The organism is Anaerotignum propionicum, assembly GCF_024461735.1.
Classification (GTDB): domain Bacteria; phylum Bacillota; class Clostridia; order Lachnospirales; family Anaerotignaceae; genus Chakrabartyella.
This window is the reverse complement of record NZ_JANGAD010000008.1, coordinates 63,805-90,137: the sequence shown is the minus strand read 5'-3', so window position 1 is coordinate 90,137 and position 26,333 is coordinate 63,805. Positions and strand designations below refer to the sequence as shown.

Annotated in this window: 25 protein-coding genes and 1 other annotated feature; of the genes, 16 read left to right on the top strand and 9 right to left on the bottom strand. The window is 38.7% G+C overall.

Annotated features, from left to right (window positions below; genetic code table 11):
* Positions 1-109: 109 nt before the first annotated feature.
* From NE558_RS11455 to trpA, 8 genes are all read left to right on the top strand, one after another.
* Positions 110-895, top strand: coding sequence for a PhzF family phenazine biosynthesis protein (locus NE558_RS11455; RefSeq protein WP_256150214.1), 786 nt, complete (start codon positions 110-112; stop codon positions 893-895).
* Between the two features lie 270 nt (positions 896-1,165).
* Positions 1,166-1,423 (top strand) — a binding site (T-box leader).
* Between the two features lie 50 nt (positions 1,424-1,473).
* A complete protein-coding gene (trpE, locus tag NE558_RS11450; RefSeq protein WP_256150213.1) occupies positions 1,474-2,937 on the top strand; it encodes an anthranilate synthase component I in 1,464 nt (487 codons plus the stop codon).
* Positions 2,934-3,497, top strand: a complete 564-nt coding sequence (locus NE558_RS11445) for an anthranilate synthase component II (protein WP_256150212.1) — start codon at positions 2,934-2,936, stop codon at positions 3,495-3,497. The genes trpE and NE558_RS11445 overlap by 4 nt, the downstream gene beginning before the upstream one ends.
* 17 nt (positions 3,498-3,514) lie before the next feature.
* On the top strand, positions 3,515-4,525 hold the full coding sequence (gene trpD, locus NE558_RS11440; protein WP_256150210.1) for an anthranilate phosphoribosyltransferase: 1,011 nt from the start codon (positions 3,515-3,517) through the stop codon (positions 4,523-4,525).
* Between the two features lie 13 nt (positions 4,526-4,538).
* Positions 4,539-5,321, top strand: a complete 783-nt coding sequence (trpC, locus tag NE558_RS11435) for an indole-3-glycerol phosphate synthase TrpC (RefSeq protein WP_256150209.1) — start codon at positions 4,539-4,541, stop codon at positions 5,319-5,321.
* On the top strand, positions 5,318-5,929 hold the full coding sequence (locus NE558_RS11430; RefSeq protein WP_256150207.1) for a phosphoribosylanthranilate isomerase: 612 nt from the start codon (positions 5,318-5,320) through the stop codon (positions 5,927-5,929). The genes trpC and NE558_RS11430 overlap by 4 nt, the downstream gene beginning before the upstream one ends.
* A 17-nt stretch (positions 5,930-5,946) precedes the next feature.
* Entirely contained in the window at positions 5,947-7,137 is a 1,191-nt protein-coding gene (gene trpB / locus NE558_RS11425; protein ID WP_256150206.1) for a tryptophan synthase subunit beta, read from the top strand.
* Complete coding sequence (gene trpA, locus NE558_RS11420) at positions 7,130-7,924, top strand: tryptophan synthase subunit alpha (RefSeq protein WP_256150205.1); 795 nt, start codon at positions 7,130-7,132, stop codon at positions 7,922-7,924. The genes trpB and trpA overlap by 8 nt, the downstream gene beginning before the upstream one ends.
* Before the next feature lie 209 nt (positions 7,925-8,133).
* On the opposite strand, the gene NE558_RS11415 is transcribed toward trpA, so the two are convergent.
* The gene (locus NE558_RS11415; RefSeq protein ID WP_256150203.1) at positions 8,134-8,598 is read right to left on the bottom strand and encodes a low molecular weight protein-tyrosine-phosphatase; all 465 of its coding nucleotides are present in this window, start codon (positions 8,596-8,598) and stop codon (positions 8,134-8,136) included.
* Between the two features lie 326 nt (positions 8,599-8,924).
* Entirely contained in the window at positions 8,925-9,581 is a 657-nt protein-coding gene (locus NE558_RS11410; RefSeq protein WP_256150202.1) for a flavodoxin family protein, read from the bottom strand.
* A gap of 113 nt (positions 9,582-9,694) precedes the next feature.
* Between NE558_RS11410 and NE558_RS11405 the strand changes: the two genes are divergently transcribed.
* A complete protein-coding gene (locus NE558_RS11405; protein WP_256150201.1) occupies positions 9,695-10,045 on the top strand; it encodes a winged helix-turn-helix transcriptional regulator in 351 nt (116 codons plus the stop codon).
* 66 nt (positions 10,046-10,111) lie between these two features.
* On the opposite strand, the gene NE558_RS11400 is transcribed toward NE558_RS11405, so the two are convergent.
* The 3 genes from NE558_RS11400 to NE558_RS11390 all read right to left on the bottom strand — a co-directional run bounded on the left by NE558_RS11400 (position 10,112) and on the right by NE558_RS11390 (position 11,805).
* Entirely contained in the window at positions 10,112-10,483 is a 372-nt protein-coding gene (locus NE558_RS11400) for a hypothetical protein (protein ID WP_256150200.1), read from the bottom strand.
* Positions 10,484-10,640: 157 nt separating this feature from the next.
* Positions 10,641-11,453, bottom strand: a complete 813-nt coding sequence (locus tag NE558_RS11395) for a nitrilase-related carbon-nitrogen hydrolase (RefSeq protein WP_256150199.1) — start codon at positions 11,451-11,453, stop codon at positions 10,641-10,643.
* Between the two features lie 16 nt (positions 11,454-11,469).
* On the bottom strand, positions 11,470-11,805 hold the full coding sequence (locus tag NE558_RS11390; protein WP_256150198.1) for an arsenate reductase family protein: 336 nt from the start codon (positions 11,803-11,805) through the stop codon (positions 11,470-11,472).
* A gap of 236 nt (positions 11,806-12,041) precedes the next feature.
* On the opposite strand from NE558_RS11390, the gene NE558_RS11385 reads away from it, so the two are divergent.
* Positions 12,042-12,797 (top strand): exodeoxyribonuclease III, encoded by a 756-nt coding sequence (locus NE558_RS11385; RefSeq protein ID WP_256150197.1) that lies wholly within the window; start codon positions 12,042-12,044, stop codon positions 12,795-12,797.
* Positions 12,798-12,862: 65 nt separating this feature from the next.
* Here the strand turns inward: NE558_RS11385 and NE558_RS11380 are convergent, their stop codons facing one another.
* The 4 genes from NE558_RS11380 to NE558_RS11365 all read right to left on the bottom strand — a co-directional run bounded on the left by NE558_RS11380 (position 12,863) and on the right by NE558_RS11365 (position 18,244).
* Entirely contained in the window at positions 12,863-14,545 is a 1,683-nt protein-coding gene (locus NE558_RS11380; RefSeq protein WP_256150196.1) for a carbon starvation protein A, read from the bottom strand.
* A 197-nt stretch (positions 14,546-14,742) separates the two neighbouring features.
* Entirely contained in the window at positions 14,743-15,243 is a 501-nt protein-coding gene (locus NE558_RS11375; protein WP_256150195.1) for a hypothetical protein, read from the bottom strand.
* A 405-nt stretch (positions 15,244-15,648) separates the two neighbouring features.
* Positions 15,649-17,667: a molecular chaperone HtpG gene (gene htpG, locus NE558_RS11370; RefSeq protein WP_256150194.1), complete on the bottom strand. Its 2,019-nt coding sequence runs from the start codon at positions 17,665-17,667 to the stop codon at positions 15,649-15,651.
* 121 nt (positions 17,668-17,788) lie between these two features.
* Positions 17,789-18,244, bottom strand: a complete 456-nt coding sequence (locus NE558_RS11365) for a DUF5721 family protein (protein ID WP_256150193.1) — start codon at positions 18,242-18,244, stop codon at positions 17,789-17,791.
* Positions 18,245-18,780: 536 nt separating this feature from the next.
* Here NE558_RS11365 and NE558_RS11360 point away from each other — a divergent pair.
* The 6 genes from NE558_RS11360 to NE558_RS11335 all read left to right on the top strand — a co-directional run bounded on the left by NE558_RS11360 (position 18,781) and on the right by NE558_RS11335 (position 26,332).
* Positions 18,781-20,457, top strand: a complete 1,677-nt coding sequence (locus NE558_RS11360) for a glutamine--tRNA ligase/YqeY domain fusion protein (protein WP_330643472.1) — start codon at positions 18,781-18,783, stop codon at positions 20,455-20,457.
* A gap of 503 nt (positions 20,458-20,960) precedes the next feature.
* Complete coding sequence (locus tag NE558_RS11355; protein ID WP_256150192.1) at positions 20,961-23,684, top strand: diguanylate cyclase; 2,724 nt, start codon at positions 20,961-20,963, stop codon at positions 23,682-23,684.
* A 163-nt stretch (positions 23,685-23,847) separates the two neighbouring features.
* Complete coding sequence (gene proB / locus NE558_RS11350; protein WP_256150191.1) at positions 23,848-24,642, top strand: glutamate 5-kinase; 795 nt, start codon at positions 23,848-23,850, stop codon at positions 24,640-24,642.
* 21 nt (positions 24,643-24,663) lie between these two features.
* Entirely contained in the window at positions 24,664-25,143 is a 480-nt protein-coding gene (locus tag NE558_RS11345) for a hypothetical protein (RefSeq protein WP_256150190.1), read from the top strand.
* Positions 25,144-25,148: 5 nt separating this feature from the next.
* On the top strand, positions 25,149-25,772 hold the full coding sequence (locus NE558_RS11340) for a DUF2085 domain-containing protein (protein WP_256150189.1): 624 nt from the start codon (positions 25,149-25,151) through the stop codon (positions 25,770-25,772).
* On the top strand, positions 25,769-26,332 hold the full coding sequence (locus NE558_RS11335) for a 5-formyltetrahydrofolate cyclo-ligase (RefSeq protein ID WP_256150188.1): 564 nt from the start codon (positions 25,769-25,771) through the stop codon (positions 26,330-26,332). The genes NE558_RS11340 and NE558_RS11335 overlap by 4 nt, the downstream gene beginning before the upstream one ends.
* Position 26,333 lies beyond the last annotated feature (1 nt).

Here is a 26,333-nt window from a genome sequence, read left to right as displayed (position 1 = left end):
TCCTTTTTTTGTACGACATACAATTTCCTGCTTGAAGCCATACAATATGCAAATTATAATTGCATTATAGATGTATTTATTTAAATTATCAAGGAGAGGAGCGATATTTATGAAATATTTCGTTGTGGATGCCTTTGCGGAAAATGTATTTGGGGGAAATCCTGCAGGAGTCTGTGTGCTGGAGGAGCCATTATCAAAAGAAATGATGCAGAGTATTGCCGCAGAAAACAATTTATCGGAGACGGCATTTGTTTTCAAAAGAGAACTGGGAAAATATGATTTAAATTGGTTTACACCAAAAGTTGAGATTGACCTTTGCGGTCATGCAACCTTAGGAGCCGCCTTTGTCGTTGCAAATTTTATTGATACAGAAGTCACAGAAATGGAATTTTCCACTTTAAGCGGTATTTTAACTGTTACGAAAAGTGGAGAATTGCTTGAAATGGATTTCCCAAGTTGGATGCCCAAAAAAATCAAGGTGACAGAGGAAATGGAAAAAGCCATTGGTGCAAAGCCCTTAGAAGCATATTTATCCAGGGATTTGGTTTTGTTGCTGGAAGATGAACAAAGTGTAGTAGAATTAAATCCAGATTTTGATAAAGTAGAAAAGTTAGAGGAAGGTATGCTTTTGGTGGCAACAGCAAAGGGGACAGAATTTGACTTTGTTTCCAGATGCTTTGTTCCAAAAGCAGGAATCAACGAAGACCCGGTTACTGGTTCTGCCCATAGCACTTTGATTCCTTATTGGGCGGAAAAACTGGGTAAGGAAGAGATGATTGCAAAACAGGTATCCCAAAGGGGTGGTGTATTGCATTGCAAGAATGCGGGTGAACGGGTACGTATACGTGGCGGCGCCATTCTGTATTTGAAGGGTGAAATATTTGTTGGAAAATAAATGACTAATCAGAAGGGTTGTGCCAAGGAATGGCACAGCCTTTTATTTTATGAAATATCTATGGGAGACAAGGTTTTTCCTTAAGTTTAGGGGTTTTACCATTCATAAAGGGATGACTATTATTGTTGTAAGAAGAGGAAAATTTTCTATAAAAAACAACTTAATATTTATTCCACCAAAAAAAAGTTTGGGTATATTTTTGAATATAGCTAAATATTATTAAATGAAATACTTGACAGAAAAAAATACAAGTGCTACAATTAGCAAAAATTGAAACCGTAGAACAAGAAGAGTAGGCATAACAAATCACTTTCAGAGAGTCGCTGGTTGGTGTGAAGCGGCAGTGTTGTTGTTCCGAATGGACTTGTGAGGGCGGAAAGAAATCGCTTAGGCGAAAGTAATGTCCGACGGGAACCCTGTCCGTTATCAGTGGGGTGTGTATGTTTGTACATAAAATGAGTGATCTGTATTTTTTTGATACAGGTAATTTGGGTGGTATCGCAGAGGCTATAAGCTTTTGTCCCTTGGTTAAGGGGCAAAGGCTTTTTTTATTACCAAAAATCGAAGGGAGAGCCATTATGAGTATGAAACCAAACGCAAAAACCATTAGCAAGCTTGCAGAAAAATATGACATGATACCCATTGCAAAGGAGATTTACGCTGATGTCATCACACCAATTTCCCTGTTAAGAAGAATTTCCAAGAATCATCAACGATTTTTTCTTTTGGAAAGTATAGAGGGGGGCGAAAAGTGGGGCAGATATTCCTTTCTTGGGTTTAACCCCGTTATGCGTATTACCTGCAGGAATGGTGCGGTGATGGTAGAAGAAAATGGAGAGCAAAAACAAATTCGAGAGGAGCCTTTTGAGGCACTTAGGAAGCTTATGAAGCAGTATAAAGCGCCAAAGCTACCTGATATGCCTCCTTTTACTGGGGGATTGGTTGGATATTTCGGGTATTCCATGATTGGTTATTGTGAACCAACATTGCATATTTCCAGAGACGAAATGGACGATTATGATTTTATGCTTTTTGACAAGGTAATTGCCTATGACCATTTGAAACAAAAAATACAAATTATTGTGAACATGAAAACAGATCAGGTTTTAGAAAACTATGGTGAGGCAGTAGCGGAGATTGAAATTCTCTCGGCGTTTATAACAAATCAGATGCCCACAGAAAGAGAGACCACCAAGAGTCAGCCCCATTTTACTTGCAATTTCACAAAAGAGGAATTTTGTCAAGCGGTAGAACGGGTGAAGGAATATATCTACAATGGGGATATCTTTCAGGCTGTTATTTCAAGGCGATTTGAAACGGATTACAACGACAGTTTGCTCAACGCCTATCGGGTGCTTCGAACCACAAACCCATCACCCTACATGGTGTTTATGCAATGTGATTCTATCCAGATACTTTCTGCATCACCTGAGACCCATGTAAAGCTTCGGGATGGAAAACTTTCCACCTTCCCCATTGCAGGCTCAAGACCAAGGGGCTTGACGGAGGAAGAGGATAGGGATTTTGAAGAAGAGTTGTTGAAAGATGAAAAGGAGCTTTCTGAGCACAATATGCTGGTGGATTTGGCAAGGAACGATATTGGGAGGATAGCAAAGCCCTTATCGGTTTCTGTTACTGCATATATGAAGGTTATAAAATATTCAAAAATCATGCACATTTGTTCTGAAGTAAATGGAGAGCTGAGAGATGGGCTAGATGCTTATGATGCTGTCAAGGCAATTCTTCCAGCAGGAACCCTCTCCGGGGCACCAAAGGTGAGAGCCTGCCAGATTATTGAAGAAACAGAACGCTGTCCCAGAGGTGTTTACGGTGGAGCATTAGGATACATTGATTTTACGGGGAATTTAGATACTTGCATTGCCATTCGTATGGCAGTGAAGAAAAACAACAAGGTTTTTGTTCAGGCGGGGGGTGGCATTGTGGCCGATAGTGTGGGGGAAACTGAGTTTTTGGAGAGTGAAAACAAAGCAAAGGCTGTCATAAGCGCTATTATAAACGCAAAGGAGGCAAATGATCTATGATTGTTGTAATCGATAATTTTGACAGCTTTACATACAATCTGGTACAGCTTGCATATCAGTTTGATGAGGATATAAGGGTTTTTAGAAATGACAGCATAACACCTGAGGAGATTGACGCCCTGCAACCTGACAGCATTATCATTTCCCCTGGGCCTTGCTACCCCCATGAAGCGGGAATCAGTGAGGCAGTTATTCAAAAGCTTGGCAATCGGTATAAAATTTTGGGTGTGTGTTTAGGGCATCAGGCAATTTGTGAGGTTTACGGCGCTAAAATCATTCATGCAAAAAGGCTGATGCATGGCAAGCAAAGTGAAATTAAGATAGATAATTCCGCAACAATTTTTAGAGACTTACCTAGAAAAATAATTGCGGCAAGGTATCACTCTCTTGTGGCAGATAGAGGCACAATACCTGAAACCCTAGAAATTCTTGGGGAGGCTGAGGGTGAAGTTATGGCGGTGAAGGTAAAGGGTAAGCAGATTTATGGTTTGCAGTTTCACCCAGAGTCCATTTTATCTCAGCATGGCAGGGAAATTATGAAGAACTTTTTAGAATTATAAATGGGAGGTGAATTTTTATGATTAAGGAAGCAATAAAACTGGCCATGGAGAGACGGAATATTTCAACAGAAATGGCGGAAGAGGTCATGAATGAAATTATGACGGGGAGTGCTTCGGAAGCAGAAATGGCGGCATATTTGACAGCCCTTCGCATGAAGGGAGAAACAATAGACGAGATTACCGCAAGTGCAAAGGGAATGCGCAAAGCCTGCACCAGACTGCTCCACGATAAGGATGTTCTAGAAATTGTGGGTACCGGTGGGGATGAAGCGTTCACCTTTAATATCTCCACCATTTCTGCTTTTGTGATTTCAGCGGCGGGGGTGCCTGTTGCAAAGCACGGAAATAGAAGCGTTTCTAGCAAATGTGGAGCGGCAGACGTTTTGGAGAGCTTGGGTGTAAATATTTCTGCGGAAACAGAGGTCATGACCAAATGTCTTGAAGAAAATAATATATGCTTCATGTTTGCCCAAAAATATCACCCTTCTATGAAGTTTGTGGCACCTGTGAGAAAAAGCTTGGGTGTGAGAACGATTTTTAATATTCTTGGCCCCCTTGCTAACCCAGCAGGGGCAAATATGGAGATGATGGGGGTTTATGATAAGAAACTTGTTCGTCCCCTTGCCCAAGTTATGTTGAATTTGGGGGTAAAGGCAGGAATGGTGGTTTGCGGCGATGACGGTTTGGATGAAATCACCATGACAACCACAACTACAGCTTGTGAGATACGAAACGGAAAACTGAAAAACCGTGTGATTGACCCTGAGGACTATGGCTTTTCCTATTGCAAATCATCAGAGCTTGTTGGGGGTAATCCTGAGGAAAACAAGAAAATTGCCTTGGATATTCTTTCGGGAAAGGAGCAGGGAGCAAAGCGAGATGTGGTGCTTTTGAATGCGGGGGTTTCCCTCTATATTGCCGAAAGATGTCATACCATTCAAGAGGGAATTCATGTTGCAAAGCAAATGCTGGACAGCGGCAAGGCAATGGAAAAGCTGGAAGCCTTTATTCAAGCAACAAACCAATGATTGGAGGAAGAATATGATTCTGGATGAGTTGGCAAACAGTGCACGAAAACGTGTAGAAGAGCAGAAAAAAAGGTTTTCCTTGGAGGAAATGAAGGAGCTTGCTAAAACCAATGACACAAATATTCCCTTTGCCTTTGAGAAAGCCTTGCGAAAGGATGGTCTTGCCTTTATTTGTGAGGTGAAAAAAGCGAGCCCCTCAAAGAGCATTATTGCACAAGACTTTCCTTATCTGGAAATTGCACAGGAGTATGAACAGGCGGGCGCAGATTGTATTTCTGTTCTGACGGAGCCTACAAAATTTCTTGGGCGAGATGAGTATTTGACAGAAATCAGTAAACAGGTGAAAGTACCTCTTTTGCGAAAGGATTTCACGGTGGATAAGTATATGATTTATCAGGCAAAAGCCTTGGGAGCTTCGGCGATATTATTGATTTGCGCTTTGTTAGACACTGATACGCTAAAGCATTATATAAAAATCTGCGATCGTTTGGGTTTGAGTGCTCTTGTGGAGACCCATGATGAAACAGAGATTGCTTCGGCGGTAAAGGCGGGGGCGAGAATTATTGGGGTAAATAACCGAAATTTGAAGGATTTTACTGTGGATATACAAAATTGTATTCGATTGAAAAAGTATATTCCAAAGGATGTAATCTCTATTGGAGAAAGTGGTATTCAGACCTATGAGGATATTGTCAAAATTAGAGACGCAGGAATAGACGCAGTTTTGATTGGGGAAACCCTGATGCGGGCAAAAAATAAAAAGAAAGGGCTGGAAAGGTTGAAAGGAGTATTATGAATATTAAAATTTGTGGTTTGAGACGAGAAGAAGATATGATTATGGCAAATTTATATAAGCCTAATTTTATTGGGTTTGTGTTTTATCCACCAAGTGCCAGATATGTTACCCCTGAAAAAGCCGCTCAACTGAAAGGTATGCTGGATTTGGGTATTAGTGCAGTTGGCGTATTTGTAAATGAGGAGATTTCTATGATTGAAAGCCTTTGCTCCCAAGGGGTAATTGATATGATTCAGCTTCATGGAGATGAGGATGAGGACTATATTCTTCGGTTGAAAGAGGTTGTGAAAAACCCCATTATAAAGGCTGTACGGGTGAAAAATGCAGGGGAAATTTTGGCGGCGGCAAAACTTCCTTGCGAATATCTATTATTAGATACTTACCGTGAATACAACTATGGCGGTAGCGGAGAAACCTTTGACCATGGAGTAATCCCGCCTATCAGAAAACCATATTTTCTTGCAGGAGGATTAAATGCCAGTAATATGGGCAGGGCGGCAAGAGCCTGCAAGCCCTTTGCCTTTGATGTGAGCAGTGGTTGTGAAACAGATGGATATAAGGATGATAGAAAATTTATGGGGGTGGTAGCCCTTGCAAAGCTACTATAAGAGGAAGGATTGATTTTATGAAAGAGAAAAAAGGCAGGTTTGGAGAATTTGGTGGACAGTTTATTCCTGAAACCTTAATGAATGCAGTGATTGAGTTGGAAGAGGCCTATAACAAATACAAGGGTGATTCTGAATTTGTGGCAGAGCTGGAGGATTTATTGAATAACTTTGCAGGACGTCCATCAAATCTTTATTATGCAAAGCATATGACAGAGAAGCTCGGTGGTGCAAAGATATATTTAAAGCGAGAGGATTTAAATCATACGGGTTCTCACAAAATCAATAACGTTTTAGGGCAGGTACTGTTGGCAAAGAAAATGGGAAAAACAAGAGTGATTGCGGAAACAGGTGCGGGGCAGCATGGTGTTGCAACGGCAACAGCCGCGGCACTGATGGGTTTAGAGTGTGAAATTTATATGGGGAAACACGATACTGACCGTCAAGCCTTAAATGTTTATCGTATGGAGCTTTTGGGAGCTAAGGTGCATTCCGTTACCAGCGGTACCATGACTCTGAAGGATGCAGTAAATGAAACCTTTCGAGAGTGGACACAAAGAATTGATGATACTCATTATGTTTTGGGTTCGGTTATGGGGCCTCATCCCTTTCCTCTGATTGTGCGGGATTTTCAGGCGGTGATCAGTAAGGAAATCAAGGAGCAGATGATGGAGATGGAAGGCAGACTGCCTGATGCTGTTCTTGCCTGTGTTGGGGGCGGAAGCAATGCCATAGGGGCATTTTACAACTTTATTGAGGATAAGGAGGTCCGGCTCATTGGCTGTGAAGCGGCGGGAAGAGGCATTGATACAAAGGATACTGCCGCAACCATGGCTACAGGTAGTGTGGGTATTTTTCATGGTATGAAGTCTTACTTCTGTCAGGATGAATATGGTCAGATTGCTCCTGTTTATTCTATTTCAGCAGGACTGGATTACCCTGGGATTGGGCCTGAACATGCCTATTTAAGAGATTTGGGAAGAGCAGAATATGTTCCTATTACCGATGACGAAGCTGTGGAAGCCTTTGAATACCTTTCAAGAACAGAAGGAATCATTCCTGCAATTGAAAGCGCCCATGCAATTTCCTATGCAATGAAGCTGGCGCCTACCATGGGGAAAGACCAAATCATTGTTGTGAATGTTTCGGGACGAGGGGATAAAGATGTGGCGGCGATTGCAAGATACAAGGGGGTTGAAATCTATGAATAAAATGACAGCGCAAGATTACATAGAAAAGGCATTTTCCAAAGGAAAAGCATTTATTCCCTTTATCACTTGCGGTGACCCTGATTTAGAAACAACAGAGAAGCTGGTTTATGCTATGGAGGAGGCAGGGGCAGATTTGATTGAACTGGGGATACCTTTTTCAGACCCGGTTGCGGAAGGTTTGGTGATTCAAGAGGCAAGTGAAAGGGCGTTAAAGGGTGGTGTAACAACAGACAGTATATTCGGAATGGTTAGGAAAATTCGAGAAAAATCTGCTGTCCCCCTTGCCTTCATGACCTATGCCAATCTTGTGTATACCTATGGTTTAGATAGATTTCTTTCTCTATGTAAGGATTGCGGTATTTGTTGTGTTATACTTCCTGATATTCCTTATGAGGAGAAGGATGAAATGCAGGAAAAATTTCAGGAATACGGCGTTAAGTTAATTTCACTGATTGCACCTACTTCTCAGGAAAGAATCAGTAAAATTGCTATGGAGGCAGAAGGCTTTGTTTATTGCGTCTCATCTTTGGGGGTAACAGGAACCAGAGATCAAATTACAACAGACGTTGGGGCAATGGTGGCAAGGGTGAAAAAGACTAAGGATATTCCCTGTGCCATTGGCTTTGGCATTTCAAACCCTGAAACAGCGACAGAAATGAGCAAGGTTGCCGATGGTGTTATTGTGGGCAGTGCAATTGTGAAAATGGTGGGAGATTATGGAAGGGAATGTATAGAGCCTGTTTCTGAATTTGTTAGGAATATAAAGGCTGCAATTGATAAGAAATAAATATAATATTTAGCAATAAAAGTTTCTTATTTCTAAATAAGAGCTCGGAATAATTCTGTAAATATAAATATAGTAGGCTAACAGCACAAAGCTGCTTGCCTACTATATTTCCATGCTGTCTTTTTATTGTGATGCTATGGATGCTGCTGTGTGGGAATGATAGACTCTATATGATAGTTTAATCCAGAGGTATGCTTTGAATTGTAACATCAATTCTGTTCATTTTTCAAAGCAAAGGTAAGAAAAGCTTCCAACCCTTCCATAATATCCGTATGGGTAATATCAAAATCTCCTGAATACCAAGGGTCTGCAATGTCTCTGGGGCGCTTTGAAAAATCCAAAAGACGATATACTTTCTTTCGAGGGTCATCCTGTAAAATTCTCATTAAATTTTTGGTGTTATAGGCTTCCATGACCAGCAGATAATCAAAATCAAGATAATCTTGTTTAGTTACTTGCCGTGCTGTTTTTCCACTGCAATCTATTCCCAAAGAATTCAGCTTTTTCTTTGCAGGAGGATACACAGTATTGCCGATTTCTTCTCGACTGGTGGCGGCGGAAGCAATATAAAAAGCTTGATTTATCCCCTTTTTTATCAACATATCTCGAAATAGAAATTCTGCCATAGGGGAACGACAGATATTTCCGTGGCAAATAAAAAGTACCTTAATCATATTATTCTCCTGTCACGATATGCCAAGATATGCCGTGTTTGTGCCACTTTACGGCACTCTGTAGGCTCCCGGCTCTCGCTCGAATTTTAGTACATAATATGCCGTATCTTGGCATAAGTTGGCATAACATAGCCGTGTGTTGTAGTCAAAAAGTAGTAAAACTACGGGCAATTACTACTCAAAGGGTGTTCACTTTTAAACGATTTACCCAAGCCTAATGTAGTCACTCTCATTCTATCAGAAATTTTACTCCTGCATAACAAAATAGCAGATGGCATTTTAATTGCCACCTGGCACTTCAATGTCGTTATTGTATTTCAATTTAATTATCTTAGATTATCATCACGCTTCAAGAAATTGGTACATGCCTCTGTTGATGTCTGTGGGAATGGTATTCCATTCTGTTTACCCATCTCAAAACATCTCATCATCCAGATCATATTCTTTGCCAGATTTTGCATTGTCTGCATACCTTCTTCATCCTTGTATGCTTCATCTGCAAATAAACCATGTGTCATATTCCAATAAGACGATGTTGCTATAGGCATCTGAGAAATTCCAAAATATTTATGCAATGCATCTAAGGTTGCAGAACAGCCCCCTCTTCTTGCAACAGCAATTGCAGCGCCTGGTTTAAACTGAAAGTTTTCGTATACTTCATTCTTCGCCCCGCTATAGAATACTCGATCCAAAAATGAAAAGATTCTTCCACTTGGATGTGCAAAATAGACTGGAGTTGCAAAGATAAATCCATCTGCTTCTTTCGTTTTTTCAACAAAATCATTTACGCCGTCATCCTTAAACACACATGCTCCAGTTTTTTGACAAACATCACACTGTAAACAATCAGCAATTGGCTTACCACCAAGCTGAATCACTTCAGACTCTACATTTTGTACATCAAATTCTTTTATCATTACATTAATTGCAGCCATAGTTGTCCCATTTGGATGACTGCTTCCATTTACGATTAAGACCTTCATCTTCAAATTCTCCTTTTTTAATTGACTTCATTTATTTTATTATTATAAAATGAATTTAACGAAAAGGATAGTATGCACCTTTATGTTAGATACTATCCAAAAGGAGAGTGTATATGAATACTACAACTACCGATGACAATCCTGTTGATATCCGCCCATTTGCTTATGCTATTTCCCTAATTAACGGAAAATGGAAAATGCATATTCTATTTTGGATCTGGCACGAAAAAGTTCTTCGCTACAATGAGTTAAAAAGACGCCTTGGTAATGTATCTCACAAAATGCTTAGCAACCAGCTTAAGGAATTAGAAACCGATGGCGTCATCTTTAGAAACGAATACCCACAAGTACCTCCAAAAGTTGAGTATACATTAACTGAATTAGGTATCTCGCTTATGCCTGTACTTGACTCATTGTGCGATTGGGGACATAAGCATGTGCCTGATGCATGGGAACTTAGTTAAACTCACTGTTAGCAAGAGGATGCTTTTTGAAATATCTTTCATAAAGCATCCTCTCTTTCAACTCAGTTAATTCAAGTTATTCTCCATTATTAAGAAAATCGAAATTTTTTCCCAATACCATATCTTCTTCAAAATGGCATTAAGCCACTTCTCGTTTTCTCTTCTGGGACGAACGTCACCTGTTATCCAAGTATCAATAATTTTAACATCAACACCCTTGATGAGTTCATTCAGACCTTCTTCATTAAGGTCAGTAAAAAATCTGCCGTTTCGTTCTCCGGCATACTCGCCATGCTTGAAGGAAACATATATGGTGCCGTTGTCCTTCGTTGCTCTGGCTATCTTCTTAAATACTGTAGGCAGATTCTCTGCGGTCTCATGTAACAGTGATGAGCAAGCCCCCACACCATCAAAGATCTTCTCGCATGAAATATCCATGAAGGTCATCCACTCTACAGTTTTACCTATAAGTTCGAGCCCTTTTGCATAATTCCTCTTTTACAAAAATACATATATAATGCCGAGTTATGCGAACTTATACCGACTTACTACCACTATTGCGGATTCCTTCCGTGGCATATAAATAATACACGAATCATAAGGTACTCCTTTCCCCATTTTGGTTTATCATAAGCTGTTGGTAAAGCTCAGGCCGTCGGTCAGATTTTAACGGGAATTTAATTCTGCATTGAAGGGCTTCCTCACAAGAAATATCAAAGATTGTAAGATTGGTTCCATCTTTTGCTTGGGCCAGAATTTTTCCACGAGGAGAAATTACCATGCTATCGCCGAAATACTTAAGGCCACCACCGGTGCCTGACCGGTTTACACCCACAACAAAGGCTTGGTTTTCAATTGCCCGAGCTTTTAAAAGAATTGCCCAATCCTCTTTACGAGATACAGGCCAATTGGCAATAACCACTAGCAAGGTGCTATTTTTAGAGGCGATTTGAAATATTTCAGGAAACCGCAAGTCATAGCATATGAAGGGGGACAAGGTGAAATCTTTTATTTTGCAGGAAGACAGTGTGGTTCCTCCTGTATAAAATTCCTTCTCGGTACCAAAGGAAAAGGGGTGGATCTTTGCATAATTTGCTATCATTTCCCCTGATGCAGATAAGATTATACAATGATTTTGGGCTTTTTCAGAATCTACAATAGGCAGACCAAAACAGATAGCCATGTGATGCAAGATGGCCTGCTGCTTAAAAAAATGAATGGTCGCACTGGTTTCAATGGCTTCACCTAATTCCTTTGTGTTTATAGTGAAACCTGTTAAGGTCATTTCGGGGAATACCATAAAATCTACGTTCTCTTTTGCACCAGTAAGAATTATTTCCTGGCAAAGTGTTCTTGCATATTGTTTTTGTTCAAAGCCCATATCTATTTGAGCAAGACCGATACGCATCAGCTTTACCTCCTTTTTAATTCCATTCTTTCCATACATCAGGGCAGTAGCCTAATGTAAAATCCTTTGCGTTTCTCACAATTGGAGTCATAAAAAGAATAGGGTTCTCCAGTAGGGTGGCCTCCCGTTTGCTTTCATCAATATAATCCATAAACAAGGTTTGATATGCTTTTGCTTTACGGTCAATCATATCCTCCAGTGGGATACTTCTCTTTGCAGCTTCAAATACACTTTTACTCATTCCAAATTCGTGAATATTAATATATTGGTAAGATATTTTTCTCTCCTTGAAATAGCGTTCTGCTTTTTTTGTGTCAAAGCTTTTTTGTGACCCATAAATCTGTATGTTCATCAAGCTCACTCCTTTCAATCTATTCTGATTTTAGTTGAAATTAAGAGAAGATACAAGACAAAGGATATGCAAAACAAACAAAAGTATTATATTTGGTGGAAGGGATGGTTTTACCATTTTAATTTGTTGAAAAAAAACTTCTGACTATGTTAGAATTAAAGTGTGTCAAAAGGCATCAAAAAATGTAGATTGAAAAAGATAGATTTGGTTCGTAAATTGAAAGGGAGTGTGTTTCAATGAAGATGATTTCATGGAATGTGAATGGCTTGCGTGCCGCAGTTGGCAAAGGCTTTATGGAATATTTCAAAGAAGTGGATGCAGATATTTTCTCCTTGCAGGAAACAAAGCTGCAAGAGGGGCAAATAGAATTGGAGACAGAAGGGTATTTTCAGTATTGGAATTATGCTCAGAAAAAGGGCTATTCCGGAGTCGCTGTATTTACAAAAAAAGAGCCTTTATCTGTAACCTATGGGTTGGGGCATGATGCTCATGATACCGAAGGAAGAGTAATCACACTGGAGTTTGAGGAGTTTTATCATATTACCGTATATACACCCAACTCACAGCAGGAAAATGCAAGGCTTGATTACCGTATGGCATGGGAGGATGCTTTTCGTGGGTATGTTTTCGATTTAGACCAAAAGAAGCCTGTCATTATTTGTGGTGATTTAAATGTTGCCCATAATGAAATAGATCTGAAAAATCCATCTTCCAACAGACGTAGTGCAGGGTTTACGGATGAAGAAAGAGGGAAGTTTACCCAGCTGTTAAATGCCGGTTTTGTTGATACATATCGATTCTTTTATCCTGATGCAGCGGGTAGTTATTCATGGTGGAGCTACCGTTTTAACGCGCGGAAAAACAATGCTGGTTGGCGTATTGATTACTATGTTGTTTCTGATAGACTGAAAGAGAAGCTTGTGGATGCAAGGATTCATAGTGATATTATGGGTTCAGACCATTGCCCTGTGGAACTAGAAATTATATGCTAATGACATAAGAAGACCCGTGAATCCACGGGTCTTTTATCATCTATATTTTATAGCATAAAAGCAATTTATGCAGTTTTCTTTTTGCTAAAAATAACACGGCATCCTTCAATTGCCAAGTCAATTGCCAGAGCAATCAATAAAACAATAAATAGAATTTGCAATCCTTCCGTTGAAAGAGTTGCAGTTCCAGCAGAAAAGGCAGTTACATTTTTAATTAACGTGATAACCAATGCGCTTAATGTTGCAATGAGCATGAAAATCATTGGCAATATAAACATTTTATTATTCTTGCCGATATTGCCTAACCAAGCAGCAGCAGCTAGGAGAGCCAACGCCGCTAAAAGCTGATTGGCTGAACCGAACAATGGCCAAATTTTAGCATAACCGCCGGCTGCCATAATACCACCGATGATAACAGTAACAAGGGTTGCAAAATATGGATTCGCACAAACCTTTTTAAAACCTGTTAATGTTTTCGGATCGGTGCCTTCAGGGATAAAGAATTCTTGGAACATATATCTTGCCAATCTTGTTGCTGTATCCAGAGAAGTGAGACAAAAAGCGGACACTGCCAGAATGATGATAGCATATGCTACATTATAAGCGGATTCCAAACCGATGGCAGCAATCATGGATGCAATACCTGTTGCAAAAACCTGGGTAGGCGTTCCATTGGGCATTGATCCATCAGCAAAAAGAATGCCCACTGCAATTAAAGAGATGACTGCCAAAGCACACTCAATTAACATGCCACCGAAGCCAATAATTTTGGCATCTTTTTCTGAGTTAAGCTGTTTGGAAGTTGTACCAGAACCCACCAAGCTATGGAAGCCGGAAATAGCGCCGCAGGCAACGGTGATAAAGAGCATTGGGAACAAGGAGCTGTTTCCGTTAATCCCCTGAAAGCCAGTGAAGGCAGGCAGCTCCATGACAGGGTGACTTCCGATAATGCCAATAACGGCTGCAATCATCATACCATATAAAAGGAATGAATTTAGATAATCTCTGGGTTGGAGCAAGATCCAAACCGGTGTAACAGAAGCAATAAAAATGTAAATTAGAATGAAAATCAACCAAGTAGTTGCAGATAAATAAATGGGGAACTTTAAGCCAATGGCAATACAAGCGATAATGGCAAAGATACCCACAATAGTTGCTACACTAAGAGGTGCATTTTTACGATAGACCAAAGCACCAAAAATAATGGCAATAAAGATAAATAATACCGAGATTGTTGCAGTGGAACCATTTGCAGGAACAATGTCACCCTCTGGTGTAAAGCCGTTAAAAGTTCCAACGACGATACTTGCAAAAGCAGCAACAACCAGAAGCAATGTTAGATAAGCAAAAACTAAGAATAGTTTTTTTGCTTTTGCCCCGACATTTTGTTCAATGACATGCCCAATGGATTTCCCTTTGTGACGGATTGATGCAAAGATAGATGAAAAATCTTGAACAGCACCAAAGAAAATACCGCCAATGAGAATCCAAAGCAATACAGGAAGCCAACCAAAGATAGCAGCCTGAATGGGACCATTGATAGGACCCGCACCTGCTATGGATGCAAAGTGGTGACCCATTAAAACAGGAGCCTTTGCAGGGACATAGTCCACACCATCCCGCTGTGTGTGTGAGGGTGTTTCTTTTGTGGGATCAACCCCCCACTGCTTTGCCAGCCAGCTGCCGTATGTAATGTAGCCAATAAAAAGTACGGCAATGGAGATGATTAATAATAACAATGAATTCATAAATATCCTCCTTTCCAAGGAAATGCATTAAAATATAGATGATTAGGGGAAACGCTGATTCATTTCGCAGGCGCATATGTATAGAGAACATTCCATTTTGATTTGAGGTCAAAAAGCCAATTATTTCGCTACCAGAGCTTTTTTATTTTCTAATGAAATATTCTTTCATATGCAATTGCTATGAAATCAGGTGCTTCTTAAGATAAAATATTTTGTAGCAACGGCAGGATTTCTTTTCCCTTGTGGTTTGAATAGACCTTTCCGTTGCTGAGGTCTACCGCAGCGATTCTAAGGTACATCCATCCGTGAAAAGAAAAAAGATAGGTTTTATGATAGTTAGTTTTTTTTATTTGCTCAATGATGTCATCGGATAACAAATCTGAAATTAAAATTAAAGTAACATAGGAATACATATGCTCACTATGGGGTTTAATTTGTGCTAGTCCAAGTTGTAAGACCTCTTTTTTTAAAGAAGCAAACCCTTCTCTATCCGGAAGATCAGCAAAGGCGAAGTATGCATACTCGTTCATTTCCGTTGCCCAAAGCTTAGCAGAACGCACCAATACATATTTTTCTGACCGTGAATGGAATTGGGCAATGGCAGGAAACTGGATGGAACCATGGGCAACATTATATTGGATATCGAAAAAAGCCTCATAGGAGGGCATAAGCTTTTGCAAGAAAAGTTCTTTTGTCATAGGTCACCTCGAAATACATTTTATTGTTTTATATTAGTATACGCCTATGGGAAGTGGTATTACAACTTGGAAGTGGCTTTTTGGTTTAATTCAGCATCTTAAAATGTGGGAAGAAAGAAAAGAAAAATAGAATACCATAATATTACAAAAATAGAAACGCCTATTGATAAAAAATATGCAATATATATAATGATTTTGGATTCAAAAAAAAACCATTAGATATTTTGATGAATGAATAAAAAAATAGTAATAATATTTAATGTGTATCTAATGATGTACGAACAAAAAACTAAAAAAACTCCCTAAAACCAAACTATTCAATACATGTCATTGGATACAGGAATTTTCCTATGCTTGATGAGGTTGTATTGGTTTGTTTTAGGGAGTTTATCTTTTTATAATAGATTATCTTCCTGCTTCAAGGGAAGAAAGCTTTTCTAACAAAATATTACTGCGATCAATAAAGCTTGTCATTTCTTCGGAGGTCAAGGGACGATGGCTCATCAGTGCCAAGTCGTAAACATGACGGGAAAGCATTTCAACATCCTCTTTCTTCTCCTCTTTTTCGCTCATATCCAACAGATTTTTAACAAGACCGTTGGAGCGATTAAGAACTAAGGTTTCCTCTGGCTTCACATCTGCAAACATTGCTTTTAATTCGGTGGCATTCCCATATGCCTCCATCATTTCCAGCATACGTCGGGATTTTTCGCTTAAAAGAAGCATGGCAGAAACACTTTCAGCTTTTAAATCCTCCACACTGACTTTCAAGGAATCGTTATGCAAAAGCCCACGGAAGAAAGCTTCCATTCGTGTGTTGGTATGTTCTTCAGCTTGTTTTTTAGCCTCAGAGATTTCCGGATCGTCTTTTTTCTGTAAGGTTTCAGAAATGTCTGCATCAATACGCTGAATAGAGACACCAGTGTTTTTGTACTCCAAGAATGAAACAAAGGGCTTGTCAACGGGAGTAGAGAGAATCGCTGCTTCAAGACCCTGTTCTTTAAACAAACGGATATATTGTGCCTGTAAATTTTCGTCAGAAACAAAGAATAGCTTATTTTCATGCTTTTCTTTATTTTTTTCTAGATATTCGGGAAGGGTTTCGTATACGTCGTCAGTGGTTTTGAACAACAACGCATCCTTCACCTTGTCATAAAATTTCTCTTCTCTCATACAGCCATATTTAATGAACACACCAATATCATTCCAGAAGCCTTCGTAAATGGAACGTTCATTTTTGAAGAGCTGAGTCAGCTTATCGGCAACTTTTTTTGTGATATAGGTACTCATTTTTTCAACATAACCGTCATTTTGTAAGGCACTACGGGATACGTTTAGGGGCATATCGGGGCAATCCAAAACGCCCTTTAACAGGAGAAGGAATTCTGGCACAACCTCCTTGATATTATCCGCAATATATACTTGATTTGCATAGAGTTTAATTTCTCCATCCATCACGTCCATATGTTCCACCAGTTTAGGGAAATATAAAATACCCTTTAGGCGGAAGGGATAATCCATATTCAAATGAATCCAAAACAAAGGATCATTCATATCAAAAAATACTTTGTGATAAAATTCCTTATATTCTTCCTCGGTGCAGTCCTTGGGCTGTTTTTGCCATAAAGGAGTGGTATCGTTTAAGGGCTTAGGCTCTTCCTCCTCTTCAGTTTTTTTCGCTGCAAGCTTATCTAAGGCATCTTCTTTGGTTAGGTTTTCTGCCTCTTCAGGAGAAACATGGATGGTATTTGATTCCTTTTGTTCAGCTTCCTTTTCTGCTTCTGTTGCTTCTTTCACGATATCAACAAAAATTGGTACCGGCATAAAGGAGCAATATTTGCGAAGGGCAGCATAAAGGGTGGATTCTTCTAAAAATTCTTTGCCGTCTTCACCTAAATAGAGGGTAATGGTGGTACCCCTTTTTTCTCTGCTGCCGGCGTCCATTTCATAATCAATACCGCCCTCGCATAGCCATTTTGCTCCTTGGGCATCTGCCTGATAGGAAAGGGTATCAATCTCCACTTTATCGGCTACCATAAAGGCTGAATAGAAGCCCAAACCGAAATGGCCGATGATTTCATTTTCTTGATCGGCTTTCTCTTGGAATTTTGCAAGAAAATCAGTAGCACCGGAAAAAGCGATTTGGTTAATGTATTTTTTGATTTCATCTGCAGTCATACCAATCCCGTTGTCAATGATTTGCAGTGTATGAAGGTCTTGATTTAAAACAACATGAATTTCGAATGGTTCTTCCGTAGGGATATCTGCTTCTCCCATGCGTGTGAGCTTTTGCAATTTTGTAACAGCATCGCAGGCATTGGATACCAATTCTCTGACAAAAATATCTTTGTCAGTATAAAGCCATTTCTTAATAATGGGCAGGAAATTTTCACTGTTAATAGACAGATTTCCTTTTTCGTTCATTTCGCATAACCTCCTAAAACAAAAATTGTTTGTAGCATGTATCATACATTGTAATTTTAGCCAAAGGAGCGTAAAAAGTCAATAAAAATTAGCACTCAATTTTAACGAGTGCTAACAAAACTTACGTTTCTATTTGAATTGGAATCTCATGCTTTTTAAAAAAGCTCAAAATGTCTTCATCCCATTGCTTTGTTGCCTTTTTCTCTAAGGAAAAGGTCTCCTCGGTAATGGAGGTGGTGCATAAAAGGGTGCCTTCTCGAAATAGAAGATTTAAAAATACTGCTTTCGCATTGGGGTATCTTTCAATTTTCTCCTTGGGAAGTGAAAAAACCAATTTCATGCTCTTGGGAAGCCGTTTTCCTTTTACCGTTTCAAAAACAAAGGGTTTGATGTCCCCCCAAAGACAAAAAGGCTCAGTATCTTCTTCAGTCAGGAAGCTTTCCTCTTTTTTGCCATTTATGGTAAAGGACGCAAAAGAGTAAATTTCTCCTTGGCGAAAGGTAAAGTGGTCAAAAGCATCCCCTTTTAATAAATATGCCATCATTTTTTTAGTATCAAAAACGGTAAACGCTAACATGGTTGCTCCTCCCGAATATATCTTGAAAAAGGTAAAAAAATTTTTTAAAATATATATTTGCTAGTTTTTGGTTAAAAGTTTATATGGTTAAATAATAATCACAAAGTAATATTTATATCTTTTTTATTCTACTATGAAAAGATAGAAAAAACAAATAAAATGATAGGGAGGGGCTAGTGAGGCAAATTTTATTTGGAAATGAATTGCGTTTAAAGACAGGCTATATTATAATATTGTAATTATGACATGGGGATGGAACCTTTTGGCTTATAAAATGAGGAAGCTGTTTGGTTCGTTGGTAATAAGAGATATTATGATACATCTAGTAAAGGATTTATATTGAAATGTTTCGGCAAGTACGAATCTTTCTGGCTATTTGCTTTTATAAAACAGGGCTTTCATGGATTTTCATGTGGCACAAAGATGTTTGAAATGCGAAAAAATGGGAATCCTTAATGAAATGTTGATATGAAACTTTATTATTTTATATGTAGTATTCTTTAGTAGTACAACCACAATTTTGGGAGGATAGCAATATGGCAGAAGAAAAGATTATGGAAAATGGCGGATTAGGTGCGACTGGAAACTTTATACATAGTTATATCCAGGAGGACTTGAAGGGAGAATTAAATAAAATTCATACCAGATTCCCACCGGAACCTAATGGCTATTTGCACATTGGTCATGCAAAATCCATCTGCCTGAACTTTGGTTTGGCAAATCTCTACGGAGGAAAGTGCAATTTGCGTTTTGATGATACAAACCCTGCAAAGGAAGACGTGGAATATGTTGATTCTATCCGTGAGGATGTAAAGTGGCTGGGCTTTGATTGGGAAGACAGATTATATTATGCATCCAGCTATTTTGAACAGTACTATCAGGTTGCTTTAAAGTTGATTCGAGAAGGTAAGGCGTTTGTATGCGATTTGCCTGCGGAGGAAATGCGCCAATACCGTGGAACATTAAGCACACCAGGTAAGGAAAGCCCTTATCGCGGTAGAAGTATAGATGAAAATTTGGATTTATTTGAACGTATGAAAAACGGTGAATTTCCTGATGGTTCCCGTACCCTTAGAGCGAAGATTGACATGGCTTCTCCCAACATTAACATGAGAGACCCTGTTATTTATAGAATTGCCCACGCAACCCACCACACAACAGGGGATGCATGGTGCATTTATCCTATGTATGATTTTGCCCATCCTTTAGAGGATGCCATTGAAGGGATTACCCATTCCATTTGTACTATGGAGTTTGAGGACCATCGTCCCTTATATGATTGGGTGGTAAGAGAAGCAGGGTACTTGGTGAATCCTCCAAGACAGATAGAATTTGCCCGTTTGGGGATGACAAATACGGTGATGAGCAAAAGAAAGCTACGTGCTTTGGTTGAAGATGGTTTGGTTGACGGCTGGGATGACCCCCGTATGCCTACCATCAGTGGTTTGCGCCGAAGAGGATATACACCAGAAGCGATACGGGATTTTTGCGAGCGTATTGGTGTATCCAAGGCAAACAGCGTTGTTGACAGCGGATTATTGGATTATTGTATTCGTGACGATCTGAAGGCGAAAGCAAAGGTTGTTATGGCGGTTTTGGATCCTTTGAAGCTTGTCATTACAAATTATTCTGAAGGTCAAGTGGAAATGATGGAGTTGGAAAATAACCCTGAAAATCCTGAGCTTGGCACAAGAAGAGTGCCTTTTACCCGAGAGTTATATATCGAAAGAGAAGATTTCATGGAGGAGCCTGTGAAAAAATTCTTCCGTTTGGCGCCAGGGAAGGAAGTACGCTTAAAAGGTGCATATTTTGTGACTTGTACTGATTTTGTGAAGGATGAGGACGGAAACGTAGTAGAGGTACATTGCACCTATGATCCCGAAACAAGAAGTGGCAGTGGCTTTGAGGGCAGAAAAGTAAAGGGAACCCTTCACTGGGTGAGTGCAACGGAAAATGTTCAGGCTACAGCAAGATTATATGATTATATGATGCTGGATAATCCCGAGGACTCCAACGGAGAAATGATTATGAATCCCAATTCCCTAGAAGTAAAGGAATGCTTTATTGAGCCAACTGTGAAAGAGGCCGCAAAAGGGGAGCGATTCCAGTTTATGCGTAACGGATACTATATTGTAGATACAAAGGACACCACAGAGGAAAAATTTGTATTTAACCGTATTGTGCCATTAAAGAGTTCTTTTAAATTATCTTAATGAATATGACCAACGGATAGCAGCTGTCCGTTGGTTTTTTTATTGCCACCCGTCTTAACCAGAGTGATATAGTCAAAGCAGGGGAATAGGATTACATTTTATAGGCAGGCGATGATTTATCTTAGAGATTTTCAAGTGATAAATTCTGAGAATGGGAATATAAGGATTTACCTACGATTTATTGGTAAACATTTTTTTTAGAGTTTTTGTGAGAATGATGGTATTTTATGTCTTATTTACAAATATGCAACAAGATACAGAACAAACATTTTTTCTAATGGTTCAATATTATGGTGCTTGAAGTAGTTTTAAAACATATGATATGTTAAAATTTTGCATAATTAAACAAATAATAACAATTCTTATTTTCATCAATTTTCTTTTGTGGTAATATAAAATCAAATCAAAATGTAACTTTTTATATGAAATGACATAAGATGAAATTTTTTGTTAAAATTTGATATGCTGGAAATTGTGAATTCAAACGAAAGGAAGTGCTCAAAATGAAAAAAAGATATATATCAATGCGTAAAATTATAATGCTTTCTTTTGTTTTGATAATGTTTCTCTCTGTAGTGTTTATTGGGGATATGGTTTTTTCCCGTTGGATATCTTCCACCGAGAAAATAACAGAGAAGCTGGCTTTTGACATTAATCGTGAGATTGCCAATCGAATTAACCTTTTCATGAATGTGCCAAAGCATATTAATGAGGTAAATGGAAAATTAATTGAAGGGAATCTAATTGATATAAACTCTGAAAAGGAGCGGGATAAATATTTTCTTGGGGTAATTCAATCACATCAAGATGAGATCTATAGTTTTACATATGGTTTAGAGGATGGAACATATTTTGGGGTGAGAAGAAATGAAAAAGGTGAGCTTCAAATTGTTGATAATAATTCTGATACCGGAGGAAGCTCATGGTATTACTCCGTGAATGAGGATTTATCTCGAGGGGAGGTTGTCTTGAAGACAAATAAATTTGACCCCAGAACCAGAGATTGGTATATTTCGGCTAAGACTTTAGGAAAACAAACCTTTTCACCTGTGTATAAGCACTTTGTAATGGAAGATCTAACAATATCCGCTGCAACTCCCATTTTTGATGGGCGGGGGAAGCTGCTGGGAGTATTGGGAACACATATGAATTTAACGAACATTAATCAATATATGCAGGGGATTGTAAAGGCGTATCACGGCTATGCTTTGGTTTTAGAAAAAGATACAAATACTTTGATTGCTAATTCTTTTGGTGGTAATAATTTTACAGCATTAAAAGATGGAAGTTTGAAAAGAAATAACGTTAGCGATTTAAACAATGCATTCATCTCGGGAATTATGGAAAAGTATAATAAAGACCAAGTAGATAGGTTTGAGTTTTTTTATCAGAAAACAGGTTACTATGTGAATGTGGTGAATTATCAAAATGATGGTTTAGACTGGGTTATTGTATCGGCGATACCAAGCAATCTTTTTACAAATGAAATATACGAAAATATGAGATTAACAGCGCTGATTATGGTACTGGCATTCATTTGCATTGTTATAGTGTATCGCGGGTTTATTAAGTGGTTATTTAGGCCCATCGATGATTTGGTTTCGGTTTCAAATCAGATTGCAGCAGGCAATTTATCCACCAGAGCATCAAGAATAAGAAATGATGAAATCGGAAATCTTTGTCTTTCCTTTAATTTTATGGCGGATAGAATGTATGAACTGGTGAATAATTTAGAAGACAAGGTAAAGGAGCGAACGAAAGCTCTGGAACTTGCAAATGAGGAAATGAATCGAACAAAAGATAGCTTGTTTTTGATTTTGGACAGTACAGCTGAAGGAATTTTAGGAATTGATTTGACTGGAAAATGCATTTTTTGCAATAATAGCTGTATAAAGCTTTTGGGTTATCATTCTCAGGAAGAAATTCTTGGAAAACATCTTAACTCGATTCTGTCTAATGAAGACAGCATAGAAATTGCCCCTCTGAAAAATCATAACATATTAAAGTGTATTCTTTCTAATGAGAAAGTATCAGCAGAGGAAGAAACATTTTGGAAGGCGGACGGAAGCAAAATAAGTGTTGCATATCACGCACGCTCAAAGTTAAAGAATGAGGAAATTGTTGGAGCAGTTATTACTTTTATTGATATAACAGAGAAGAAAAAAGGGGAAGCAAAAATTAAATATTTGAGTAGTCATGATGCTTTAACGGGACTTTTAAACAGAAGCGGATATGAAGACAAAGTAAAGGAATATGACAAACCATCGTTTTTTCCTATTTCAATTATTTTTGGGGACTTAAATGGATTGAAGCTAATGAATGATGTATTTGGACATGGCGCCGGAGATATGCTTATTCAAAAGACAGCAGAAGTTTTGAAAAAGGCAAGCAGAGAGATTGATATTGCGGCAAGAGTTGGCGGGGACGAATTTATTGTTTTGTTACCTAAAACAGATGCTGAGGAAGCTTTACAGATTATGAAGCAGATAAAAACTGAAATGTCAAAAGAAAGGGTTTTCGGCATAAAGTCTAGCATTGCCATTGGATTTGATACTAAGGATCATTCCTCCCAAAATATTGAGAAGGTAATGGGGAATGCAGAAAGAGAGATGTATAAAGAAAAATTGTTGTCAAAGAAAAATTATAGTATTGAAACCATACAGTCTATTTTGAAAATGCTTTATGATAGAAATCCCGGAGAAAAAGAGTACACGGAAAGAGTGGTTTCATTATGTAATAGAATGGGCAGAAAAATAGGCCTTACAGAGCATGAGCAAAAGCGCCTAACAGATGTTGCTTATATCCATGGAATTGGAAAAATTGTTTTGGATGAAGAAATATTTAAGAAAGAAGAGTTAAGTGAAAAAGAACAGTTTCAGTTGAATCAACACCCAATTGTTGGATTTCGGATTCTGAATTTATTCGACAATACCTTGGATCTGGCAGACTATGTTTATGCACTGCATGAAAAATGGGATGGAACGGGTATACCAAAGGGACTAAAAGGAGAAGAAATTCCTTTTATATCAAGAATGATGGCTATTATAGGAAGATATGAAGAAATGGTGTTAAAAATAGAAAAGGATTCTATAAAAAGCGATACAGCTTTTGCGTTAAAGGAGATAATAGCGCTTTCAGGAAAGGATTTTGATCCAAAATTAACAGAAGTATTTATTCGTGTGATCAAGGAAATGAATGAAAAAGATAAAGAAATATTTGATAAATAGTTTTCTGTACAAAACAAATTTTTCTAGATGGAAACGTGGAATAAGAAATACGCTGTAACTTTAAAGAAACCTTTAATATTTTCTTTGTATTCGCGAAATCCCTTTTTAACAATGAAAAAATATAGTATACTTTGTCTATACATAGGAATTGGAGTGGATTAAAGTGAGGGAATTATTGAAGGATTGCAAACGTGTTGTTGTTAAGGTTGGTACATCTACCATTACATACCCAAACGGTCTTTTGAACCTGAAACGCGTAGAAGAGCTGGCATGGGTTTTAACAGATCTCAAAAACAGCGGCAAAGATGTTGTATTGGTGACAAGCGGTGCCATTGGTGTTGGATCAGTTCGTATGGGTATGAAGGAAAGACCCACAGTGATGCGCCAAAAGCAGGCTGCTGCGGCTGTTGGACAGGCTATGATCATGCAGATTTATCATAATTTTTTTGATCGTTATAACCAAACGGTTGCTCAGGTTTTGTTGACGAAGGAAGAGGTAAGCAGTGAGGAGCGATATCAGAATACAAAGAATACCTTTGAAACATTGATGGAGCTAGGAGTCATTCCTATTGTCAATGCCAATGACAGTATCTCTACCGAGGAAATTGGGATTTCGGATAACGACAGGCTTTCTGCTATAGTAGCAGAAATTATTTGTGCAGATATCTTAATATTGATGACAGATATTGATGGGCTTTATGACAATGATCCAAAATTAAATCCGGATGCAAAGCGTATTTCTTTTGTGGATTGGGTTACGGATGAGGTTAGGCAGATGGCTGGTGACAAAGGTTCAGCCTTTAGCGTTGGAGGTATGCTCACAAAATTGCAGGCGGCAGAGATTTGTCAAGATGCAGGGGTTAAAATGGCTATTGTGCTGGGTGAGGACCCTACCATTATCCATCGAGTGATAGCTGGTGAAGATGTAGGTACATTTTTTAATAGTGATAAAAAATAGATTTTATAAGGAGCGATGTATATGAGTTTTTGCCCAAAATGCGGGAGAGAGATTTTTGACGAAAGTCTTGGTTGCCCCGTCTGTACGATAAACGAAAGCAAGAATACTGCCGAAGCTAATCTGGAAGAGGCGGAGGTAATCAATGAATTTACCGTTGAAGATAAAGATGGTACGTCTCAGAAATTTCAGGGAGAAAGTGAAGCCAGAAGCTGGGAAAGTTATCAATCACAGGAGCCTAAGCCTGTGCAAGAGCAGGTTATTCCTACGGTGTTAAAAGTCATTGCCATACTCTTTACTCTTTTTGTAGGAGGTTTTGGTCAAATTGCAGGCTTGATTGCAGGTATAATTTTATTGAAAAGCCCCATTGAGGATTACAGTAGATTTGGTAAAACCTTAATTATCATTAGTAGTGTTATGCTGGCATTTTGGTTATTGTGCTGCGTGGTACAGGGAGTGTTTGGGGTTTTTGGAAGTATGATGTATTACTTCCCATATTATTAATTGCTATGAATACAATATTTAAAATGATTGGCTCTGCCGTCTGTCATCAGATGGCAGAGCGCAGTTTTATTCTACAGGGACAGCAATTGCCTGTCTGTGCCCGATGTACTGGAATTTATTCGGGAATAATCTTCTCTATGGTATTTTTTTTCATTTTTAAAAGGCTTCATGGGAACAAACCCTACACAACCAAGGGAATGCTTCTGGGAGCCTTAGCCTTTATCCCGATTTCCATTGACGGATTTTTCAGTTATTTAGGCTTTTGGGAAAGTACCCAGCTTCTAAGGGTGGTTACTGGTGCATTGGCAGGGGCATCACTGCCAGGATTTTTTCTTTTAGGCGCAAACTTTACGGTGGGAGCAGAGAACAATAAACCTATTTTTCAATCTTTTGTAGAGCAGCTTTTGGTGGTGGGAATTACCCTTCTATTTGGAGTTATGCTTTGGATGAATATAGGAAGCTATTTTGCAACCTCGGTAATTGTTGTGCTGGGAATTGTTTGTTTTTGGTCCGATTTGATTTATTTGATTATGAAAAATCTATCGGGAAATGGGAAACTGCCTTTTTGGCTTTTATCTTTTTGTGCAAGCTTTTTTATTATTTTAACAATAGGGGTGTTGCGGAAATGAAAAACAGGCTACGTGAAGAAATATTGCAAAAGCGCAAGGAACTGTCTGAAGAGGAACGCCAGCAGAAAAGTGCTAAAATTACAGCTACCCTAAGGAGTAGTGCAAGATATGAAAAAGCGGAAACGTTATTCACTTTTATCTCTATGGATAAGGAGGTAAATACATATCCTTTGATTGAGCAAGCGTGGCAAGATGGAAAAAAAGTTGCTGTTCCCATTGCAAAAGCAAAAGGAGAAATGTATTTTGTTCCTATTGATTCTTTTTCGGAACTAAAAAAAAGTCGATTTGGTGTTATGGAGCCTGAAAAAGAAAAGGAAGAGAGCATCATTCCAAAAGAAACGGATGTTTTTCTTGTTCCAGGCAGTGTTTTTGATCAAAAAGGAAACCGATATGGTTATGGCGGTGGATTTTATGATCGGTTCTTTGAGAAATATCCAAGTATATTTAAAATCGCTGTTGCGTTTTCTTTTCAGGTTATGGATTTTGATTTGCAAGTGGAAGCATTTGATAAACCCGTTGATTGTATTATAACGGAAGATGGTTTGATAGGGGGTTTTTAAT

Bases quoted from the DNA above. Each gene is read 5' to 3' on its own strand.
- NE558_RS11355 (WP_256150192.1), top strand. From the start codon at position 20,961: ATGAAAAAAAGATATATATCAATGCGTAAAATTATAATGCTTTCTTTT.
- trpA (WP_256150205.1), top strand. From the start codon at position 7,130: ATGAATAAAATGACAGCGCAAGATTACATAGAAAAGGCATTTTCCAAA.
- NE558_RS11405 (WP_256150201.1), top strand. From the start codon at position 9,695: ATGAATACTACAACTACCGATGACAATCCTGTTGATATCCGCCCATTT.
- NE558_RS11390 (WP_256150198.1), bottom strand. From the start codon at position 11,805: ATGAACATACAGATTTATGGGTCACAAAAAAGCTTTGACACAAAAAAA.
- NE558_RS11445 (WP_256150212.1), top strand. From the start codon at position 2,934: ATGATTGTTGTAATCGATAATTTTGACAGCTTTACATACAATCTGGTA.
- NE558_RS11395 (WP_256150199.1), bottom strand. From the start codon at position 11,453: ATGCGTATCGGTCTTGCTCAAATAGATATGGGCTTTGAACAAAAACAA.
- NE558_RS11375 (WP_256150195.1), bottom strand. From the start codon at position 15,243: ATGACAAAAGAACTTTTCTTGCAAAAGCTTATGCCCTCCTATGAGGCT.
- NE558_RS11455 (WP_256150214.1), top strand. From the start codon at position 110: ATGAAATATTTCGTTGTGGATGCCTTTGCGGAAAATGTATTTGGGGGA.
- trpB (WP_256150206.1), top strand. From the start codon at position 5,947: ATGAAAGAGAAAAAAGGCAGGTTTGGAGAATTTGGTGGACAGTTTATT.
- NE558_RS11335 (WP_256150188.1), top strand. From the start codon at position 25,769: ATGAAAAACAGGCTACGTGAAGAAATATTGCAAAAGCGCAAGGAACTG.
- NE558_RS11430 (WP_256150207.1), top strand. From the start codon at position 5,318: ATGAATATTAAAATTTGTGGTTTGAGACGAGAAGAAGATATGATTATG.
- NE558_RS11385 (WP_256150197.1), top strand. From the start codon at position 12,042: ATGAAGATGATTTCATGGAATGTGAATGGCTTGCGTGCCGCAGTTGGC.
- NE558_RS11410 (WP_256150202.1), bottom strand. From the start codon at position 9,581: ATGAAGGTCTTAATCGTAAATGGAAGCAGTCATCCAAATGGGACAACT.
- trpC (WP_256150209.1), top strand. From the start codon at position 4,539: ATGATTCTGGATGAGTTGGCAAACAGTGCACGAAAACGTGTAGAAGAG.
- NE558_RS11380 (WP_256150196.1), bottom strand. From the start codon at position 14,545: ATGAATTCATTGTTATTATTAATCATCTCCATTGCCGTACTTTTTATT.
- NE558_RS11400 (WP_256150200.1), bottom strand. From the start codon at position 10,483: ATGGATATTTCATGCGAGAAGATCTTTGATGGTGTGGGGGCTTGCTCA.
- NE558_RS11365 (WP_256150193.1), bottom strand. From the start codon at position 18,244: ATGTTAGCGTTTACCGTTTTTGATACTAAAAAAATGATGGCATATTTA.
- htpG (WP_256150194.1), bottom strand. From the start codon at position 17,667: ATGAACGAAAAAGGAAATCTGTCTATTAACAGTGAAAATTTCCTGCCC.
- trpD (WP_256150210.1), top strand. From the start codon at position 3,515: ATGATTAAGGAAGCAATAAAACTGGCCATGGAGAGACGGAATATTTCA.
- trpE (WP_256150213.1), top strand. From the start codon at position 1,474: ATGAGTATGAAACCAAACGCAAAAACCATTAGCAAGCTTGCAGAAAAA.
- NE558_RS11360 (WP_330643472.1), top strand. From the start codon at position 18,781: ATGGCAGAAGAAAAGATTATGGAAAATGGCGGATTAGGTGCGACTGGA.
- NE558_RS11415 (WP_256150203.1), bottom strand. From the start codon at position 8,598: ATGATTAAGGTACTTTTTATTTGCCACGGAAATATCTGTCGTTCCCCT.
- NE558_RS11345 (WP_256150190.1), top strand. From the start codon at position 24,664: ATGAGTTTTTGCCCAAAATGCGGGAGAGAGATTTTTGACGAAAGTCTT.
- NE558_RS11340 (WP_256150189.1), top strand. From the start codon at position 25,149: ATGAATACAATATTTAAAATGATTGGCTCTGCCGTCTGTCATCAGATG.